The sequence below is a fragment of the Mangrovimonas sp. ST2L15 genome, assembly GCF_001280515.1.
Taxonomy (GTDB): Bacteria; Bacteroidota; Bacteroidia; order Flavobacteriales; family Flavobacteriaceae; genus Mangrovimonas; species Mangrovimonas futianensis.
Genome location: NZ_LBIQ01000019.1, coordinates 101601 through 117966 on the forward strand (window position 1 = coordinate 101601; position 16366 = coordinate 117966).

At 37.7% G+C, this 16366-nt stretch carries 15 protein-coding genes; 1 reads left to right on the plus strand and 14 read right to left on the minus strand.

Annotated elements, in window-relative coordinates; genetic code table 11:
* Positions 1–26: 26 nt before the first annotated feature.
* The gene (locus ZA07_RS02160; RefSeq protein ID WP_053970091.1) at positions 27–689 is read right to left on the minus strand and encodes a suppressor of fused domain protein; all 663 of its coding nucleotides are present in this window, start codon (positions 687–689) and stop codon (positions 27–29) included.
* Positions 690–1151: 462 nt separating this feature from the next.
* Entirely contained in the window at positions 1152–1739 is a 588-nt protein-coding gene (locus tag ZA07_RS02165; RefSeq protein WP_231628613.1) for a Crp/Fnr family transcriptional regulator, read from the minus strand.
* A 142-nt stretch (positions 1740–1881) separates the two neighbouring features.
* On the opposite strand from ZA07_RS02165, the gene ZA07_RS02170 reads away from it, so the two are divergent.
* Positions 1882–2787, plus strand: coding sequence for a DUF2167 domain-containing protein (locus ZA07_RS02170; protein ID WP_053970093.1), 906 nt, complete (start codon positions 1882–1884; stop codon positions 2785–2787).
* A 57-nt stretch (positions 2788–2844) separates the two neighbouring features.
* Here the strand turns inward: ZA07_RS02170 and acs are convergent, their stop codons facing one another.
* The 12 genes from acs to ZA07_RS02230 all read right to left on the minus strand — a co-directional run bounded on the left by acs (position 2845) and on the right by ZA07_RS02230 (position 16212).
* Positions 2845–4752: an acetate--CoA ligase gene (acs, locus tag ZA07_RS02175; protein ID WP_053970094.1), complete on the minus strand. Its 1908-nt coding sequence runs from the start codon at positions 4750–4752 to the stop codon at positions 2845–2847.
* Positions 4753–4776: 24 nt separating this feature from the next.
* Entirely contained in the window at positions 4777–6675 is a 1899-nt protein-coding gene (locus ZA07_RS02180; protein WP_053970095.1) for an acetate--CoA ligase, read from the minus strand.
* Complete coding sequence (locus tag ZA07_RS02185; protein WP_053970096.1) at positions 6675–6896, minus strand: hypothetical protein; 222 nt, start codon at positions 6894–6896, stop codon at positions 6675–6677. The genes ZA07_RS02180 and ZA07_RS02185 overlap by 1 nt, the downstream gene beginning before the upstream one ends.
* Positions 6897–6947: 51 nt before the next feature.
* Positions 6948–7313: a response regulator transcription factor gene (locus ZA07_RS02190; protein WP_053970097.1), complete on the minus strand. Its 366-nt coding sequence runs from the start codon at positions 7311–7313 to the stop codon at positions 6948–6950.
* Between the two features lie 16 nt (positions 7314–7329).
* Positions 7330–10017: a sensor histidine kinase gene (locus ZA07_RS02195; RefSeq protein ID WP_053970098.1), complete on the minus strand. Its 2688-nt coding sequence runs from the start codon at positions 10015–10017 to the stop codon at positions 7330–7332.
* Complete coding sequence (locus ZA07_RS02200) at positions 10010–10204, minus strand: hypothetical protein (protein ID WP_053970133.1); 195 nt, start codon at positions 10202–10204, stop codon at positions 10010–10012. The genes ZA07_RS02195 and ZA07_RS02200 overlap by 8 nt, the downstream gene beginning before the upstream one ends.
* Before the next feature lie 91 nt (positions 10205–10295).
* A complete protein-coding gene (locus tag ZA07_RS02205; RefSeq protein ID WP_053970099.1) occupies positions 10296–12074 on the minus strand; it encodes a sodium:solute symporter family protein in 1779 nt (592 codons plus the stop codon).
* 23 nt (positions 12075–12097) lie between these two features.
* Positions 12098–12358, minus strand: a complete 261-nt coding sequence (locus ZA07_RS02210; protein ID WP_053970100.1) for a DUF4212 domain-containing protein — start codon at positions 12356–12358, stop codon at positions 12098–12100.
* Positions 12359–12369: 11 nt separating this feature from the next.
* Complete coding sequence (locus ZA07_RS02215; protein WP_053970101.1) at positions 12370–13620, minus strand: hypothetical protein; 1251 nt, start codon at positions 13618–13620, stop codon at positions 12370–12372.
* 110 nt (positions 13621–13730) lie between these two features.
* The gene (locus tag ZA07_RS02220) at positions 13731–14150 is read right to left on the minus strand and encodes a helix-turn-helix domain-containing protein (RefSeq protein ID WP_053970134.1); all 420 of its coding nucleotides are present in this window, start codon (positions 14148–14150) and stop codon (positions 13731–13733) included.
* Positions 14151–14289: 139 nt separating this feature from the next.
* Positions 14290–14652, minus strand: a complete 363-nt coding sequence (locus tag ZA07_RS02225) for a DUF779 domain-containing protein (RefSeq protein WP_053970135.1) — start codon at positions 14650–14652, stop codon at positions 14290–14292.
* A 60-nt stretch (positions 14653–14712) separates the two neighbouring features.
* The gene (locus ZA07_RS02230) at positions 14713–16212 is read right to left on the minus strand and encodes an aldehyde dehydrogenase family protein (protein ID WP_053970102.1); all 1500 of its coding nucleotides are present in this window, start codon (positions 16210–16212) and stop codon (positions 14713–14715) included.
* Positions 16213–16366: the final 154 nt, after the last annotated feature.

The following is a 16366-nucleotide window of genomic DNA, read 5'->3' on the forward strand; positions in this document are numbered from 1 at the left end:
TTATAGCCATTGTTGTGTGTTGCCTTTTATATTACAGGTTCTCTATCCAGGTCGCTATATGGATAAACTCCTTTTTCTTTTAATATTTTAAATAACTCATCACTTCCGTTCTGTCTAGCAAAGTCCATTTCACTTCTAAATAGTTGCATGCAAAGTAAAAGATGATGTTCTCTATTTCCGATTTTGAATTTCTTTCCATCAGGTTCGTATAAGTCAAAAACTAAACAAGTGTTTTCTTCATTCTCTCCATTAGGAACTTCTATTGTCTCTTTTGGATTCAAAACTGCTTGTGAGGAATACATTCCAATTGCTGTTAAAAATCCACAAGCTTTTCTTTCTATTAAATTGAATGGTGTTTGGGTTTCCTCACTTTCATTATAGTCATGCTTTGTGAAAGCAACTAATTCATAAGTTCCTATTCGGTTTTTCTTGGGACCATTTCCGTCAGGGTCTAATAATTCCATTGTTGCAAATCCAGTTCCTTTTATGTGGTTTGGAAAGTAATACATGTCAACTGCTCCTCCAATGGCGAAAGGAATTATTGCGTGTCCAACTAAGTTGTGCATTTTTCCAAGAACATTTTCAAGCCCTTCAGATTTTAATTCATAATCTTTTTCGTGTTCTTCTTCGGTAAATTCCTTTTCAACTGGAGTTTCTTTTTTGCCAAATAGTCTTTTTAAAAATCCCATATTTTAATTTCAGTTCGTTTTTTTTAGGTTACACACAACTCGTTATATCCTTACTAAAATAGTCTTTTACCCCTCTTTTAGTCGGGATATCGTTACTTTTTTGTGTGGGTTTACGAGTCTTATTATTGTTTGTTGTTATCGTTTTAAAATACATTAAAAAATAGGCTTATTTCAATTAATAAACCGCACGAGCTAGCAACTAGTCGTAACAACTTAAGGAGAGCCACTAATTTATAAATTTCAATGAAAATGTAGGTGTTTTTTTGTTAAAAAAAAGAAGGTTTTTTGTGGGGTGGTGGAATAAGAGATGCTGGAGCTAGGGGTGATGAAGTTAAAGAAAACAAAAGATGCTGAAACAAGTTCAGCATGACAGGGTTTGGGGTTCAGCAGGACAAGGCTAGGGTTCTGCGTGATAGGAAATGCTGAAACAAGTTCAGCATGACAAGGAAAAAAACAACCGTCTTAATCTTCTAACAGCAGTTGGCTTTTTATCTTACTCAAAAACTCTTTGGTGATACCCAAATAGGAGGCAATCATGTACTGAGGAATCCGTTGGTCCATAGAAGGATATTTGTTTCTGAAAGAGGTGTAACGCTCCTTGGCAGTCATACTAAAATTACGGATGATTCTTTTCTGGGAAGCTACAAAGGCCTTTTCAATGATCTTTCTGAAAAAGCGTTCCATTTTAGGAATGCGTTCAAAAATGTCTTCAATGGTATCGTGGGAGAATTGAATGAGTTCGGTATCCTCTAAACATTGTACATTAAAATCGGAAGGTGTTTGGGTGCTAAAACTTCCTAAATCAGACGTCCACCAATCTTCAATAGAAAACATAATGATGTGTTCCTGCCCCGAATCATCTACAAAAAACATTTTGGTGCATCCTTTTACTATAAAGCACTCTACCCTACTTATATCTCCCTGTTGCAGCACGTATTGCCCTTTAAGATATTTACGGTAACTCAATTTACTCAATAAAAAGGTTTCCTCTTCTTTGGTCAAGGAAACATACTGGGCGATATAATCAAGTAAAGGTTGGTAGTTCATCATTCCTAAAAATCCTTTTCAAAAATATTAATTTTAGAAGAAACGGGAGCTCGAAAAAGCAAGCAAACTGATAAAAAAATAAGGCATTTAAAATTCAAGAATATTATATTGCAAGCTTAAGTACTAACACTAACCCAAACTAACCATGAAAAACCAACTGTTTTCATTATTTATTATTTTTTCAATTTTCTCTGTTTCTGCACAGGAATCAGCTGACACCTTATCGTTTGATCTTGCCACCTATCAAAAAGCTATGGATAGCATCAACAACAGCTTTAAATATGAGCATGGTGATGTCACCCTTGGTGATGATTTGGCAATCATTCACATACCAAACGGCTATAAGTTTTTAAATTCTGAGCAAACCGAGTATGTTTTGACTGAATTATGGAACAATCCGCCCAGTGAATCTTTAGGTATGTTGCTTCCAGAGAATGTCTCTCCATTGGATGACGACTTTTCCTATTGCATCGAAATTTCCTATTCAGAGGATGGCTACATCGATGATGAAGATGCCGAAGATTTGGATTATGATGATCTTTTGGAAGACATGCAAAAGGATGTTCTAGAAGCCAATCCACAGCGAGAAACTATGGGCTATGAAAAAATCGAGTTGGTAGGATGGGCAGCCCCACCTTATTATGATCACGAAAACAAAAAATTACATTGGGCCAAAGAGCTTAAGTTTGAAAACTATGATGTGAATACCTTAAACTATGAAATAAGAGTCCTGGGAAGAAAAGGTTATTTAAGCTTAACGGCTATTGGCGACGTTTCTGTTTTAGATGAATTCAACCAAGACAAGGACTATGTGATTCGAAGTGTGGAGTTTAACAAAGGGCATCGCTATGAGGATTTCAATCCTGATATTGACCAAGTGGCTGCCTACGGTATCGGAGGACTTATTGCTGGAAAAATACTAGCCAAAGCAGGCTTTTTTGCATTACTTATAAAGTTTTGGAAGTTTATTGCCATAGGGGCCATTGGTTTGTTTAGTGCTTTCAAGAAGAAAATATTTAGAAGCTCATCAAACCAAGAGGAGGACGTATAATCACATAAAAAAAGAGGGTTTAAAAACCCTCTTTTTCACATAACACTAATTATGACATTATAGAGCATTATCTATAATTTCTTGAACCACTTCAGGGTTTAATAACGTACTGGTGTCTCCTAAGTTTGACGTGTCCTTGCTCGCTATTTTTCTTAAAATACGACGCATGATTTTACCACTACGTGTTTTAGGCAACCCTTGTGTGAACTGGATTTTATCTAACTTGGCGATAGGGCCAATTTGTTCTGTAATCAATTGGTTTATCTCTTTACGCAGGTTATCATGTCTACGATATTCACCTGTATCTTTTAAGATCACATAACCATAAAGGGCATTTCCTTTAATGTCATGAGGGAATCCTACGATAGCACTTTCTGCCACCGCTGGGTGCTCATTTATGGCATCTTCTATAGGCGCTGTTCCTAAGTTATGGCCGGAAACAATGATAACATCATCTACCCTACCAGTAATTCTATAATAACCTACTTCATCCCTTAAAGCGCCATCACCTGTAAAGTACATGTTTTCAAAAGCAGAAAAATAGGTGTCCTTATATCTCTGGTGGTCGCCCCAAATGGTTCGAGCCATAGATGGCCAAGGGAATTTAATACAGAGTCTACCATCTACCTGATTTCCTTTGATTTCCTTACCGTTTTCATCCATTAATGCGGGTTGGATACCAATAAATGGCAAGGTCGCATAGGTAGGCTTGGTAGGTGTTGCAAATGGAATGGGTGAAATCATAATCCCCCCTGTTTCTGTTTGCCACCAAGTATCTACAATAGGTGATTTCTTTTTACCTACATTGTCATCATACCAGTGCCAAGCTTCCTCATTGATAGGTTCACCAACGGTTCCCAACACTTTTAATGATGATAAATCATATTTCTCAACATAGTCAACCCCTTCTTTGGCCAAAGCACGAATAGCCGTAGGCGCTGTATAAAATTGGTTGACTTGGTGCTTGTCTACTATTTCCCAAAAGCGACCAAAATCTGGGTAACTTGGAACGCCTTCAAACATCACCGTTGTAGCACCATTTGCCAATGGCCCATAAACGATGTAACTGTGTCCCGTAATCCATCCAATATCTGCCGTACACCAATACACATCATTCTCCCGATATTGGAATACATTTTTGAAGGTATAGGCTGTATATACCATATACCCACCTGACGAATGCACCATACCTTTAGGTTTCCCAGTGGAACCTGAGGTGTATAGAATGAAAAGCGGGTCTTCTGAATCCATAATCTCTGGTTCGCAATCGTGATAAGCTTCATCCAATAAAGGTTGTAACCAATGGTCTCTACCTTCTTTCATTTGGATATCAGAGTTGATTCTTTTCACTACCAAGACACTTTGAATGCTTGGACAATCTTCTAACGCTTCATCTACAATACCTTTTAAGTCAATCGTTTTGGAGCCGCGATAAGACCCATCAGAAGTGATGACCATTTTACAGTCACTATCATTGATTCTGGTGCTTAAAGCCGTTGAAGAAAAACCAGCAAACACCACCGAATGAATCGCTCCTATTCGGGCACATGCCAAGACTGAAATAGCCAATTCTGGAATCATGGGAAGATAGATACAAACACGATCTCCTTTTTGGATTCCCTGTTCCTTAAGTACATTGGCAAATCTACACACCCTATCATGTAACTGTTTGTAGGTAATGTGTTGCGCCGCTTCATTAGGGTCATTGGGTTCAAAAATAATCGCTGTTTTATCTCCTCGAGTATTTAAATGTCTATCAATACAGTTCTCTGTGATATTTAATTTGGCGCCTTCAAACCATTTTACCTCAGGCTTGGAAAAGTCCCAACTTAGGGCATTATCCCATCGCTTTCTCCATAAAAAATGTTCTTCAGCAACCTCTTCCCAAAAACTTTCAGGGTTTCTAACTGATTTTCTATAAACCTGAAAGTACTCTTCTAAATGTTTAATGTGATAATTACTCATAATAATTAATGTATGTTTTAATAATTAGTGTTTGTGTATTCCTATTTCATTTTCTTTATAAACCGATTGGATTTCGGGAATGATATCCATATCATCTATGGTTGATGGGATGTTAAAAGATAAATCATCAGCCATTTGTCGTAACAATTTACGAAGAATTTTTCCCGATCTCGTCTTTGGAAGGCGTTTTACAACCAAGACATCCTTAAACGATGCCACCGCACCTATTTCCTTTCTCACATCATGAATGACCTCTGATTTTAGAACTTCCTCATCACTAGTTTGACCGGATTTTAAGACGACCAATCCTAGTGGTTTTTGTCCCTTGATTTCACAATGGATTCCAAAAACGGCACATTCTGCCACATCTTTATGGGAAGCGACAATTTCTTCCATTTCGGCGGTTGATAACCTGTGGCCAGCCACATTGATAATATCATCTACTCTACCCGTGATAAAGACATAGCCATCTTCATCCTTATAGCCTCCATCACCAGAAAAATAATATCCTGGAAATCTTTTTAAGTATCCTGCCTTAAATCGTTCAGGATTTCCCCAAAGACTGCTTAACGTTCCTGGTGGCAATGGTAATTTCACGGTCACATAACCTTCTACACCATCGGAAACTTCTTCCCCGTGTTCATCAAGGATTCTGATATCATAACCACAAACTGGTAACCCCGCTGAACCTGGTTTGATTTCCTGTAATCCCACACCAACCATATTGGCTAACATAGGCCAACCAGATTCAGTTTGCCACCAATGGTCAATGACCGGTATATGTAAATGTTGCTGAGTCCAAGAAAGGGTAGCCACATCACATCTCTCTCCAGCAAGGAATTGATATTTCAAACTGGATAAATCATACTTTTCAATAAATTCACCATCATGATCCTCTTTTTTAATGGCCCTAATAGCTGTAGGTGCTGTAAACATGACTTTGACTCGATGTTCACTTATCACTCGCCAAAACGTGGAAGCATCTGGTGTTTTAATAGGTTTACCTTCAAAAAGGATGGTGGTATTTCTATTTAACAAAGGACCATAAACAATGTAACTATGTCCTACAACCCAACCTACATCACTGGCTGCCCAAAACACATCGCCTTCATCAACCCCATAGATATATTTCATTGAAAATTTTAGGGCTGTGGCATAACCACCCGTGTCTCTAATAATACCTTTAGGTTTTCCTGTGGTTCCTGAGGTATATAAAATATAAGAGGGATGGTTTGAATTCACATCCACTGGATTTACGGAATCTGATTCAGCAACCAATTCACTATAATCGACGTCATAGGTTTTTTGTGGTCTCTCCACATCGATTCCACGATCAAAGATGACGACATGATTAGGTTTATGCTCTGCCTGATTGATGGCCTCATCTACAAACGGTTTGTAGGGGATGATTCTTTTTATCTCTATACCACAAGTAGCTGTTATGATGGCTTTGGGCTTACAGTCGTCAATCCGGATAGCCAACTCATGTGGTGCAAATCCCCCGAATACTACGGAGTGAATTGCTCCTATTCTAACACAGGCTAACATGGCGTAGACCGCTTGAGGAATCATGGGCATGTAAATAACTACGGTATCCCCTTTACCAATTCCCAATTTCTGTAGCCCACCAGCCAATTTGGACACCTCTGAATGAAGCTCGTTGTAGGTGATTTTTTGAATGGTATTGGTTACTGGGGAATCATAAATAATCGCATTTTGCTCACCATATCCGTCGGCTATATGCTTATCTATGCATAAATAGCTAAGGTTTAAAGTGCCATCTGCAAACCATTGGTTATAATCTTCATCATTTTTTGAAGTAATGGTTTTAGGAAGTTGGCTCCAATCTAACTGTTTCGCTTGCTTTAACCAAAATACTTCAGGTTCTGCAATACTTTGGTTGTAAAAATCCATGTAGTCCATTATTGAGCCTTTTTAGAATTAAACAAACCAAACCAATTTGGATTGAGGACCTTTAATTTGATTAAAGCCCAAATAACCACAACAAAACACACCCCCATAACAATGGAGTTTAAAGGACTAATAGGAGTTTGACTTTCAAACTTAAAACGAAGATATAGGGACCCTATGGCATATATGGATATCAATATATCCGATGCTAACGGTCCTAGTCGAAATTTCATAACAACTTACTTTAATTACACATTGGTTTAATTTGCACACAAAACCAATTGTTAATCAAGTAAATCCTGTATTTCGGAGATAATTTTCTTTATCGAAAACGGCTTGGTTAAATATTTATCTGCTCCAAGTTTTAAGCCTTTTTCAATATCTGAAGCCTTATGTTTTGCAGTTAGAAACACGACTTTCACCTGTTCTAAACCTGACTTTTCTTTTATGAACTTAAGGGTCTCATACCCATCTACTTCTGGCATCATAATATCCAGTAAAACAACATCTGGAATATTACTTTCTAAAATTTGTAATGCTTCACCTCCATCTCGCGCTATAAACACCTCAAAGCCTTGTTTTTTGAAGGCATATTCCAGGGTCATCACTATATTCGGTTCGTCATCTACAATTAAAATTTTCCTCGTCATACTTTCGGTAGGCAATTTAATCAAAAGGCAGTTTAAAAACAAGCTTAGCCCCTTTTTTATAAGATTTATCAATCCATATGGTTCCTTGGTGTTGCTCCACAATTTGCTTACAAATGGCTAGCCCCAATCCACTCCCTTCTGGCTTTTTAGTATTCTGGTGTTTTGATTGGTAAAATTTATCAAAAATAAAGTCAAAATCTTCTGGTGGAATTCCCTTGCCATTATCAGTAACAGATAATTCTATGCTTTGATTTGACAACTTATAATCCATTGTAACCACACCGGTTTCTGCAGGTGAAAACTTTATGGCATTTGATAATAAATTTGTCAAGACCTGAAGGATTCTATCTGCATCATACCTTAAGGAAAGTTTGTGAGGGTTTTTATTAACCAAGGCTACCTGTTTTTTGGCCGCCATATGTTTCACAACTTCCATCGCTTTTTTGATGGTTTGCTGAATGTCATTTTGAGCCAAATCTAACGTAGTCTTGCCTTTTGAGAGTTTTTCAAAATCTAAAATATTATTGATCAACCTAGAGAGTCTGTCGCTATCCTGAAGCACATTCTTTAAGAACTGCTCCCTTATTGGATCGGGCATTTCTTTATCTTCCAGCACCAATTCGGTAGACGCTCTTATTCCTGTAATAGGCGTTTTTAATTCATGGGCAACGGTATCCAAGAATTCATCTTTTTGTTTGTCCTTGTCCAATAAATCCAAATTGGCTTGTCTTAGCTGGTCTGTCAGTAAGGTTAATGTTTCTGACTTTTCTCTAAGCATTTTATTTCTTGCAATGGTTTCCTTTGATTCTTCTAAAATTTTCAAGACTTCCAACAAGCTAATCTCCTCCTCTTTCACCACACTTGCAATAAGGATTTTGGCCGATGCGCTTCCAATGCTTCCCGTTAAAAGCTTTTCAGAAAAATTAATCAATCGGGCATCTGCGACCTGGGTGTCCTGAGGTAGGTCATATTTTGTAAAAAATATCCGTAGGGCTCTAGTGGTTTCCTTTTCTCCTAAAAACTTGGCCAACACATTTTTAATGTCGGCTACATAAGCCTCTCCTTTCCATACCAAGGCACTGTCTTGTAAAGAAGAATAGTTTTTACTATCAATAAACATTTCTGCATAGTTTCTTTCTCGATAGTTTCCTTTGTAAATAAGGGATAAAACCAAATAAACCAGAATATTGAAGGTCAAACTCCAAAACATGGCATGAGCATAGGGATTCAAAAAGTCAATTCCGAAAAGTGCATAAGGCTTTAACAGGGAAATACCGAATAATCCATGCTCAGCTAAATTATTATTACCCGAAACTATATTGGTAGTAAACGGCAGGATTAAAGTATAAACCGTAATGGCAAATCCAATTATGATCCCAGCGATAGACCCTCTCGCCGATCCTCTATTCCAATACAACCCTATAAAAAAGGAAGGTGCTAATTGTGATACAATTACAAATGATACCAGTCCTATAGAAATCAAAGACCGTTCTATAGAAAAGTGGTAGTAAAAAACATAGGCTAGAATAATGATCGAAAAAATGGATATACGGCGTATGTTTTTAATATAGTAGGCATTTTTATCAGGATGGTTCTCAATAAACTTGTCCAAAAACCCATAGGGTATAATCAAGTTATTACTTACCATGGTTGACAAGGCCAGGGTGGAAACAACAACCATGGAGATTACCGCCGAGAAACCTCCCAAGAACACCAATAACGTTAAAAACAAATGACCTTCACTCAAGGGAAGCAGCAGAGTATAATACTCTGCATTGGCTGTATCACCAAAAACCAATTTTCCGCCAAAGGCAATAAAAATCACAAACAAATTGAACAGCAACAAATACAACGGGAAAGCCCAAATAGCTGTTTTTAAATGCTTTTCCCGGTTATTTTCTATCACTGCCATTTGAAACTGTCGCGGCAATAAAAATATAGCGAAGAATGACAGGGCTACCATAAAGAACCAATTAATACCGCCCTCTAAGCCTTGAATGGTTGTGAGTCGCTCTACATCTCCAATTTGCGAAAATTGGTCAAAAATATCCTGTGTACCATCAAAGATGAAAAAGGTTACATATATCCCTACTAAAAGGAAAAATCCGATTTTCAAAATGGACTCTAGAGCTACGGTAGTAACAATTCCTCGGTGTTTTTCAGAAGCATCTGTAGCCTGTGTCCCAAAAAAAGTAGCAAATAAGGCTAATAAAACCGCAATATAAAAGGTGGAGTCATCCCAAATACTTTTTGAGACATAGCTCGTTTCATCTGAAATAATTTCAAACCCTTCAGAGACCGCTTTTAGTTGAAGTGAGATATAAGGTAGAATGGCCAGAAAGCAAATGACGGTAATCAAAGCTCCTAGAAACCGATTGTTTCCATAGCGCAAAGAAATAAAATCGGCAATGGAAGAAATTTTGTGTTGTTTAGAAATACGGATGATTTTACGCAGCAATACAATCCAAAGTGGTGCTGCTATTACCGGTCCGATATAAATAGGCAAAAAATCGACACCCGAATTGGCCGCTATCCCAATACTCCCGTAATACGTCCAAGCTGAACAATAAACAGCTAGCGATAAAGAATACACATACGGATTGTTCACCCAGCGGCTCTTGGCATTTTTTTCAGCTTTGAAAGCCAAAAAAAACAAGACTGCCAAATAGAACATGATGATGGCAATTAATATATAATTACTCATAATGCCTTTTTAAAACAATGTATGCAATCACAATGGAGACCAACCAAAAAGAAAAAATAACGAAGTAAAAAACAGGAATGCCTAGGATGGCTCCTTCCAAACTATAAATAAGCAAAAACGGAATATTAAACAACAGCAACAAGGCTATTGAAACGACAACCAATTTTTGTTCATGTCTTTTTTTCATACTCATGGATAGAACCATAAATGTAACAAAAAACAGTGTCAAAAAACCCTTTGACACTGTTTAAAGCTAACTAATAAACCTAAAATACAGCCTAGTGATGAGTGGCTTCTCCTGCTCCACTAGGTATTCTTATATGCTCAACAATTTCTTGTACCTCATGAGGAGGTGCTGGCGTCATTCTAGAAACGACCACAGAAATAATCACGTTGACAATCATAGCTACCGTTCCAAAACCTTCTGGGGAAGTTCCAAACCACCATTCAGATGCTGGTCTTGGGTCCATAACCCCAATCAAACCTGTTTTGTAACGAATCATGTAAAACAACATAAGCGTAATTCCGACGATCATACCAGAAACAGCACCCTGTTTGTTCATACGCTTATCAAATATTCCGAGGATAATAGCAGGGAAAAAGGATGCCGCTGCCAATCCGAAGGCAAGTGCTACTACCGCCGCTACAAATCCTGGAGGATAAATACCGAACAATCCAGCGATAATAATGGCTACTAAAATGGCAATTCTAGCTGCCCAAAGCTCACCTCTTTCAGAAATATCTGGTTTGATTTGCTTTTTAATCAAGTCATGGGAAATGGAGGTAGAGATTACTAAAAGAAGTCCAGCTGCCGTTGATAAAGCTGCTGCCAATCCCCCTGCTGCTACTAAGGCAATAACCCAGTTTGGCAACTTGGCAATTTCTGGATTTGCCAATACCATAATATCCCTATCTACATAAAGCTCATTTTTGGATTCGGCATTCACATTGGTTACCATACGTTCCCCATGCTCGCCACGGGTATCAGAAAACAATGGTTTTTTTCCATCTATGGCACTACCGGCCACATATTGGATTTTTCCATCGTTGTTTTTATCGCTCCAAGCGATAAGACCTGTATTCTCCCAATTTTTGAACCACTCTGGCATTTGTGCATATTCTTGCTCACTAACAGTATCAATAAGATTCGTTCTAGCAAAAACGGCAATCGCTGGTGCTGTGGTATATAGTATACCAATGAACAACAAGGCCAAACCTGCTGATTTTCTAGCATCCTTCACTTTAGGCACCGTAAAGAATCTCACGATCACGTGAGGCAATCCAGCCGTACCAACCATTAGAGCTAAAGTAATTGCAAAAACATCCCAAGTTGATTTAGTACCATCTGTATATTCGTTAAAACCTAATTGTGTGTGTAATGCGTCCAATTTATCCAATAAATAGGCACCACCTTCTAGTTTCCCTCCCATTCCAATCTGAGGAATTGGGTTTCCAGTCATTTGCATGGAGATAAAGAAAGCAGGTACCATAAAGGCAAAAATCAAAACACAATATTGTGCTACCTGCGTATAAGTGATACCCTTCATTCCACCCAAAAAGGCGAAAACCAACACAACGGCCATTCCTATGATGACACCTGTATTAATATCAACTTGAAGGAATTGGGAAAATACGATTCCCACACCACGCATTTGTCCGGCAACATAGGTAAAAGAAACAATTAAGGCACAGATTACAGCAACCGTTCTAGCCGCATTGGAGTAATAACGATCACCAATAAAATCTGGCACCGTAAATTTTCCAAATTTCCGGAGATAAGGCGCCAATAATAAGGCTAAGAGCACATAGCCTCCAGTCCAGCCCATCAAATATACCGATCCGTCATATCCGGCAAAGGAAATAATCCCCGCCATGGAAATAAAGGAAGCAGCACTCATCCAATCAGCAGCCGTAGCCATACCGTTGGCCAAAGGAGATACGCCTCCTCCAGCAACATAAAACTCTTTGGTTGAGCCTGCTCTAGCCCAAATAGCAATTCCAAAATATAGGGCGAAAGTGATCCCTACTAGTATCCAAGTCCACGTTTGTACACTCATAATTTTAATATGTTTTTATTGGTTTACTCGTCGAAACCATATTTTTTATCCAATTTGTTCATTAGTCTTACGTAAACGAAAATCAACACGATAAATACGTAAATAGACCCTTGTTGTGCGAACCAAAATCCTAGTTTAAATCCACCCAATCTAACTTCATTCAAAGCATCTTTGAATAAAATCCCTGCCCCATAGGAAACCAAAAACCAGATCACTAACAAGATGATTAGATATTTCAGGTTTTCTTTCCAATAAGCAGTTGCATGTTTTTGTTTTTCAGTCATTATCTTAAATTTTATAAATAAATCATTGCTTGTAATGTGACGGACCCAACGTTTGAATCTCCAAATTTTTGATTTTTATATTCCAAGGTCAGTTTGGAATTATGTCCGCTGAAATAGGCATTAGCGCCAATTCCCAGAATATTGCGATTGTCATCCACAGCATCATAACTATTAGAAGCATAGGACACATAGGGCTGAAATCTCGCTTTGGTCTTATCACCAGGAATTAGGAAACCAAAGTGGCCATAAACCATAGATCCTGTTCCATAAGCGCTGTATAAATAATCTTCACCATAGTCATTGGATTGAAACGTAGCGTAGGCTGTAATAGCACTACCACTCTCCCCTAGCGGCGCATCATAAAAGGCATCCACTGCAAAAATGGCCACATCTTCACCAGCTAATTCAGTTCCTTCCATTCTTACCGCACCATTGGGATGCAAGAAGAAACCAGCTCCAACATTGAATACCTTTTTAGTACCTACATAGGAACCTACTTTAAAAGGCAGAAAATTGGATTCCTGATCAAAAAAGTTATAATCAAAATAGCCTGAATATGCTTTTCCAGCGTCTTTAGTTCCTAATAGTTTTCTACCGGCATAATAAGTGGTGTTTTCAGCAATATCTAAATTTCCATCGCCATCATATGCTACTCTATTCTGAACATCTAATGAATTGGTAATCGCATCATTTACTGCAACACGGTATTGCAATCTGCCAAACTTACCTTTAGCAAAGATTCCTATATGTCTTGCAAACTGATCAGAAAGCCCTAGAGTAGACCAAGACTGTCTGTTATTATCCAACGTTAGAAAATTTAAAGTACTTTGATTATTCAATCTAGAAATCCCATTGAAATAGTGTAAACCACCACCAATGGTGTGATTTTTAGCTATATTATATTGTGCCCAAACATCATGAAAGAACAATTGGGAATTGTTACCAGTTCCCACTGGAGTCATGTTTGAAGCATTTAGACTATTAAGTCCGAAATGGGTTAGAATTAAAAATTTCTCATTGATTTGGGCATACATTAAAACCCTAGCACGTCGCAGATTAAAGTTAAGCTTACTTGATTCGTCAGGTACGTCATCACTGTAAGCCGCTTGAACTTGTGCCCATGAGATAATACGGAAGTATTTTTTCCCTTCTTCATCCAGTTTTACCTTGAGTCCGCCAGTATAATCAGGCGATCCTTGGGCAAATAAAAAATGGCAGGACGCAAAAAGAAATCCTGCCATTATGAATAGTGTTTTTCTCATAAAATTTAAAAAGATTAGTTAATTTACAATTAGTTTTGTGTGCATTGCTAATCTCTTTAAATTCTTTTGTTAACAAAAAATTAATATATTTTTATGTTTATTAGGTATAGTTAATCTTTAAACCGCTCCCATTTAATCAACATAAACTTATCTCCAAGCTCGGTTACCAGGACACCGGCACCCGATAAATTATTAGAATTGGAAAAATATTTCCCCAATTCCTCGGCATTTAAAATCTTATAAGTTGGATGATAATCTGTTTTATAAGGGCGTTTGACATTATACTTCTTAACCCAATTCATGATACTCACATGCGAAATTCCTAAAATTCGTTCGATTTCACGATAGGTCAATCCTTCTAAATATAATTGCAAAGCCTTATTGACATAATAGTCGTCGATGCGCTTTCCAAGCTTGTTAACAGTAAAGAAATAACCGCATGATTTACATTTATAACGTTGGCGATCGTTAACAATACCACTCTTTATATAATGGTCTGAACCGCAATTGGGACACAAGTCAATCTTCATATATATTAATTTTGCATAAATATAGTAATTTAGCAACATTAAAATATCAATTCATTAATATTTTCACTTAAATAATTGGATATACCTATATTTTACAGCTGCAAATTGAAAAATTATCACAAAATGACATTTTACTCTATTATTCCGCTTTTGCATTAAAATAGGCTTCCTCCTCTGGAGTTAACATTCTAGAATGGATAATAAACCTGACTCCCATAGGAATCTCCAACGAAAAACTGGCGCCTCTGCCTTCTGTAATATCCACAGTTAAATGGGTATGTTTCCAATATTCAAATTGATCTTTGTTCATATAAAAATTAACGCCCAACAAATTACCCATTAGAATATCACTTTCATCCAGATACATGTCTTCCTTTTCAAAAATCATGGGTGATGACCCATCACAGCATCCTCCACTTTGATGAAAAATGAGTTCCCCAAATTTTTCTTTAAGTTCTTCAACCACCTTTGCGGCATTTTCTGTAATTGCTACTCTTTCCATAAACTTAAATTTAAAAAAAAAGGCTGGAACCACCCAGCCTCAAACTAACTAACTAAACTCCTAAAAGAATCCAAGTTTATTTTTATCATATGAGATAAGCATATTCTTGGTTTGACGATAGTGATCCATCATCATTAGGTGATTCTCTCTTCCGAAACCGGATTTCTTGTATCCTCCAAACGGTGCGTGTGCTGGATAGGCATGGTAACAATTTACCCAAACACGACCTGCCTTAATGGCGCGAGGAATTTGATATAACTGATGGGCATCCCTGGTCCAGACACCTGCTCCCAATCCATATAATGTATCATTTGCTATTTCTATAGCTTCGGCTTCATCCTTAAACTTGGTTACACAAACGACCGGCCCAAAAATCTCTTCCTGGAAAACCCGCATCTTATTGTGTCCCTCAAGAATGGTTGGTTTGATATAATAACCATTGGCAAATTCTCCTTCCAATTTGTTTGCTTCACCACCACATAACACTTTTGCTCCTTCGTCCTTACCTATTTTAATGTAAGACTGAATTTTTTCAAATTGATCATTTGAAGCCTGAGCCCCTACCATTGTGGACGTATCATAAGGATTGGTTTGAACAATGGCTTCTGTTCTTTTAACAACACGCTCCATGAATTTGTCGTAAATATCTTCTTGAACTAAAATTCTGGATGGACAGGTGCATACCTCGCCTTGATTGAATGCAAATAGCACAGCACCCTCAATGGCTTTATCCAGGAAGGCATCATCTTCATCCATGACACTATTAAAGAATATGTTTGGTGACTTACCACCTAACTCCATCGTAACAGGATTTAGATTCTTTGAAGCGTACTGCATGATCAACTGTCCTGTTGTAGTTTCACCTGTAAAGGCCACCTTGTCCACTCTTGAGCTTGAAGCCAATGGTTTTCCAGCTTCCGGACCAAATCCGTGTACCACATTTATAACCCCTGGAGGAAAAACATCGGCTATTTTTTCCATAAGCAAGGTTGCTGATGAAGGGGTTTGTTCCGCAGGTTTAAGAACCACGCAATTACCTGTTGCCAATGCTGGTGGTAATTTCCATGATAACATCAATAACGGAAAATTCCAAGGAATGATTTGTCCAACAACGCCAAGGGGTTCTTTGATGTTCATGGAAAGGGTATTGGAATCCAATTCCGTTGCTGTTCCCTCCTCTGCTCTAATACACGCCGCAAAATAACGCCAATGATCCACAGATAAAGGAACATCAGCATTTAAAGTCTCTCTGATAGGCTTCCCGTTATCACAAGTCTCAACAAGAGCAAACTCCTCTAAATTAGCCTCAATAATATCTGCCACCTTATTTAGAAGAGTAGCTCTTTCAGTTGCAGAAGTATTGCCCCAGCTTTCCTTAGCCGCATTGGCAGCGTCTAAAGCTAAATCAACATCTTCCTTTTGCGATCTGGGATACTTCGCTATTAATGTTCCATCAACTGGCGATCGATTTTCAAAATAATCTCCACCCACTGGGTCTACAAATTTCCCATTGATGAAGTTGCCATAGGCTTGTTTGAATTTTGGTTTTGAATAACTCATTATTATTAAATTAGTGTGTGATTAAATAATTATAATAAACGAATAAAAAGGTTAATGTTTTACATTTTTAACAATTTAACCTAGTAAATTTTAACTCTTTTATCATTTTTATAAAGTTATTTTGTCTTATTCTAAAAAAATTGAACATATTTAT

Bases quoted from the DNA above. Each gene is read 5' to 3' on its own strand.
- ZA07_RS02160 (WP_053970091.1), bottom strand. From the start codon at position 689: ATGGGATTTTTAAAAAGACTATTTGGCAAAAAAGAAACTCCAGTTGAA.
- ZA07_RS02165 (WP_231628613.1), bottom strand. From the start codon at position 1,739: ATGATGAACTACCAACCTTTACTTGATTATATCGCCCAGTATGTTTCC.
- ZA07_RS02170 (WP_053970093.1), top strand. From the start codon at position 1,882: ATGAAAAACCAACTGTTTTCATTATTTATTATTTTTTCAATTTTCTCT.
- acs (WP_053970094.1), bottom strand. From the start codon at position 4,752: ATGAGTAATTATCACATTAAACATTTAGAAGAGTACTTTCAGGTTTAT.
- ZA07_RS02180 (WP_053970095.1), bottom strand. From the start codon at position 6,675: ATGGACTACATGGATTTTTACAACCAAAGTATTGCAGAACCTGAAGTA.
- ZA07_RS02185 (WP_053970096.1), bottom strand. From the start codon at position 6,896: ATGAAATTTCGACTAGGACCGTTAGCATCGGATATATTGATATCCATA.
- ZA07_RS02190 (WP_053970097.1), bottom strand. From the start codon at position 7,313: ATGACGAGGAAAATTTTAATTGTAGATGACGAACCGAATATAGTGATG.
- ZA07_RS02195 (WP_053970098.1), bottom strand. From the start codon at position 10,017: ATGAGTAATTATATATTAATTGCCATCATCATGTTCTATTTGGCAGTC.
- ZA07_RS02200 (WP_053970133.1), bottom strand. From the start codon at position 10,204: ATGAAAAAAAGACATGAACAAAAATTGGTTGTCGTTTCAATAGCCTTG.
- ZA07_RS02205 (WP_053970099.1), bottom strand. From the start codon at position 12,074: ATGAGTGTACAAACGTGGACTTGGATACTAGTAGGGATCACTTTCGCC.
- ZA07_RS02210 (WP_053970100.1), bottom strand. From the start codon at position 12,358: ATGACTGAAAAACAAAAACATGCAACTGCTTATTGGAAAGAAAACCTG.
- ZA07_RS02215 (WP_053970101.1), bottom strand. From the start codon at position 13,620: ATGAGAAAAACACTATTCATAATGGCAGGATTTCTTTTTGCGTCCTGC.
- ZA07_RS02220 (WP_053970134.1), bottom strand. From the start codon at position 14,150: ATGAAGATTGACTTGTGTCCCAATTGCGGTTCAGACCATTATATAAAG.
- ZA07_RS02225 (WP_053970135.1), bottom strand. From the start codon at position 14,652: ATGGAAAGAGTAGCAATTACAGAAAATGCCGCAAAGGTGGTTGAAGAA.
- ZA07_RS02230 (WP_053970102.1), bottom strand. From the start codon at position 16,212: ATGAGTTATTCAAAACCAAAATTCAAACAAGCCTATGGCAACTTCATC.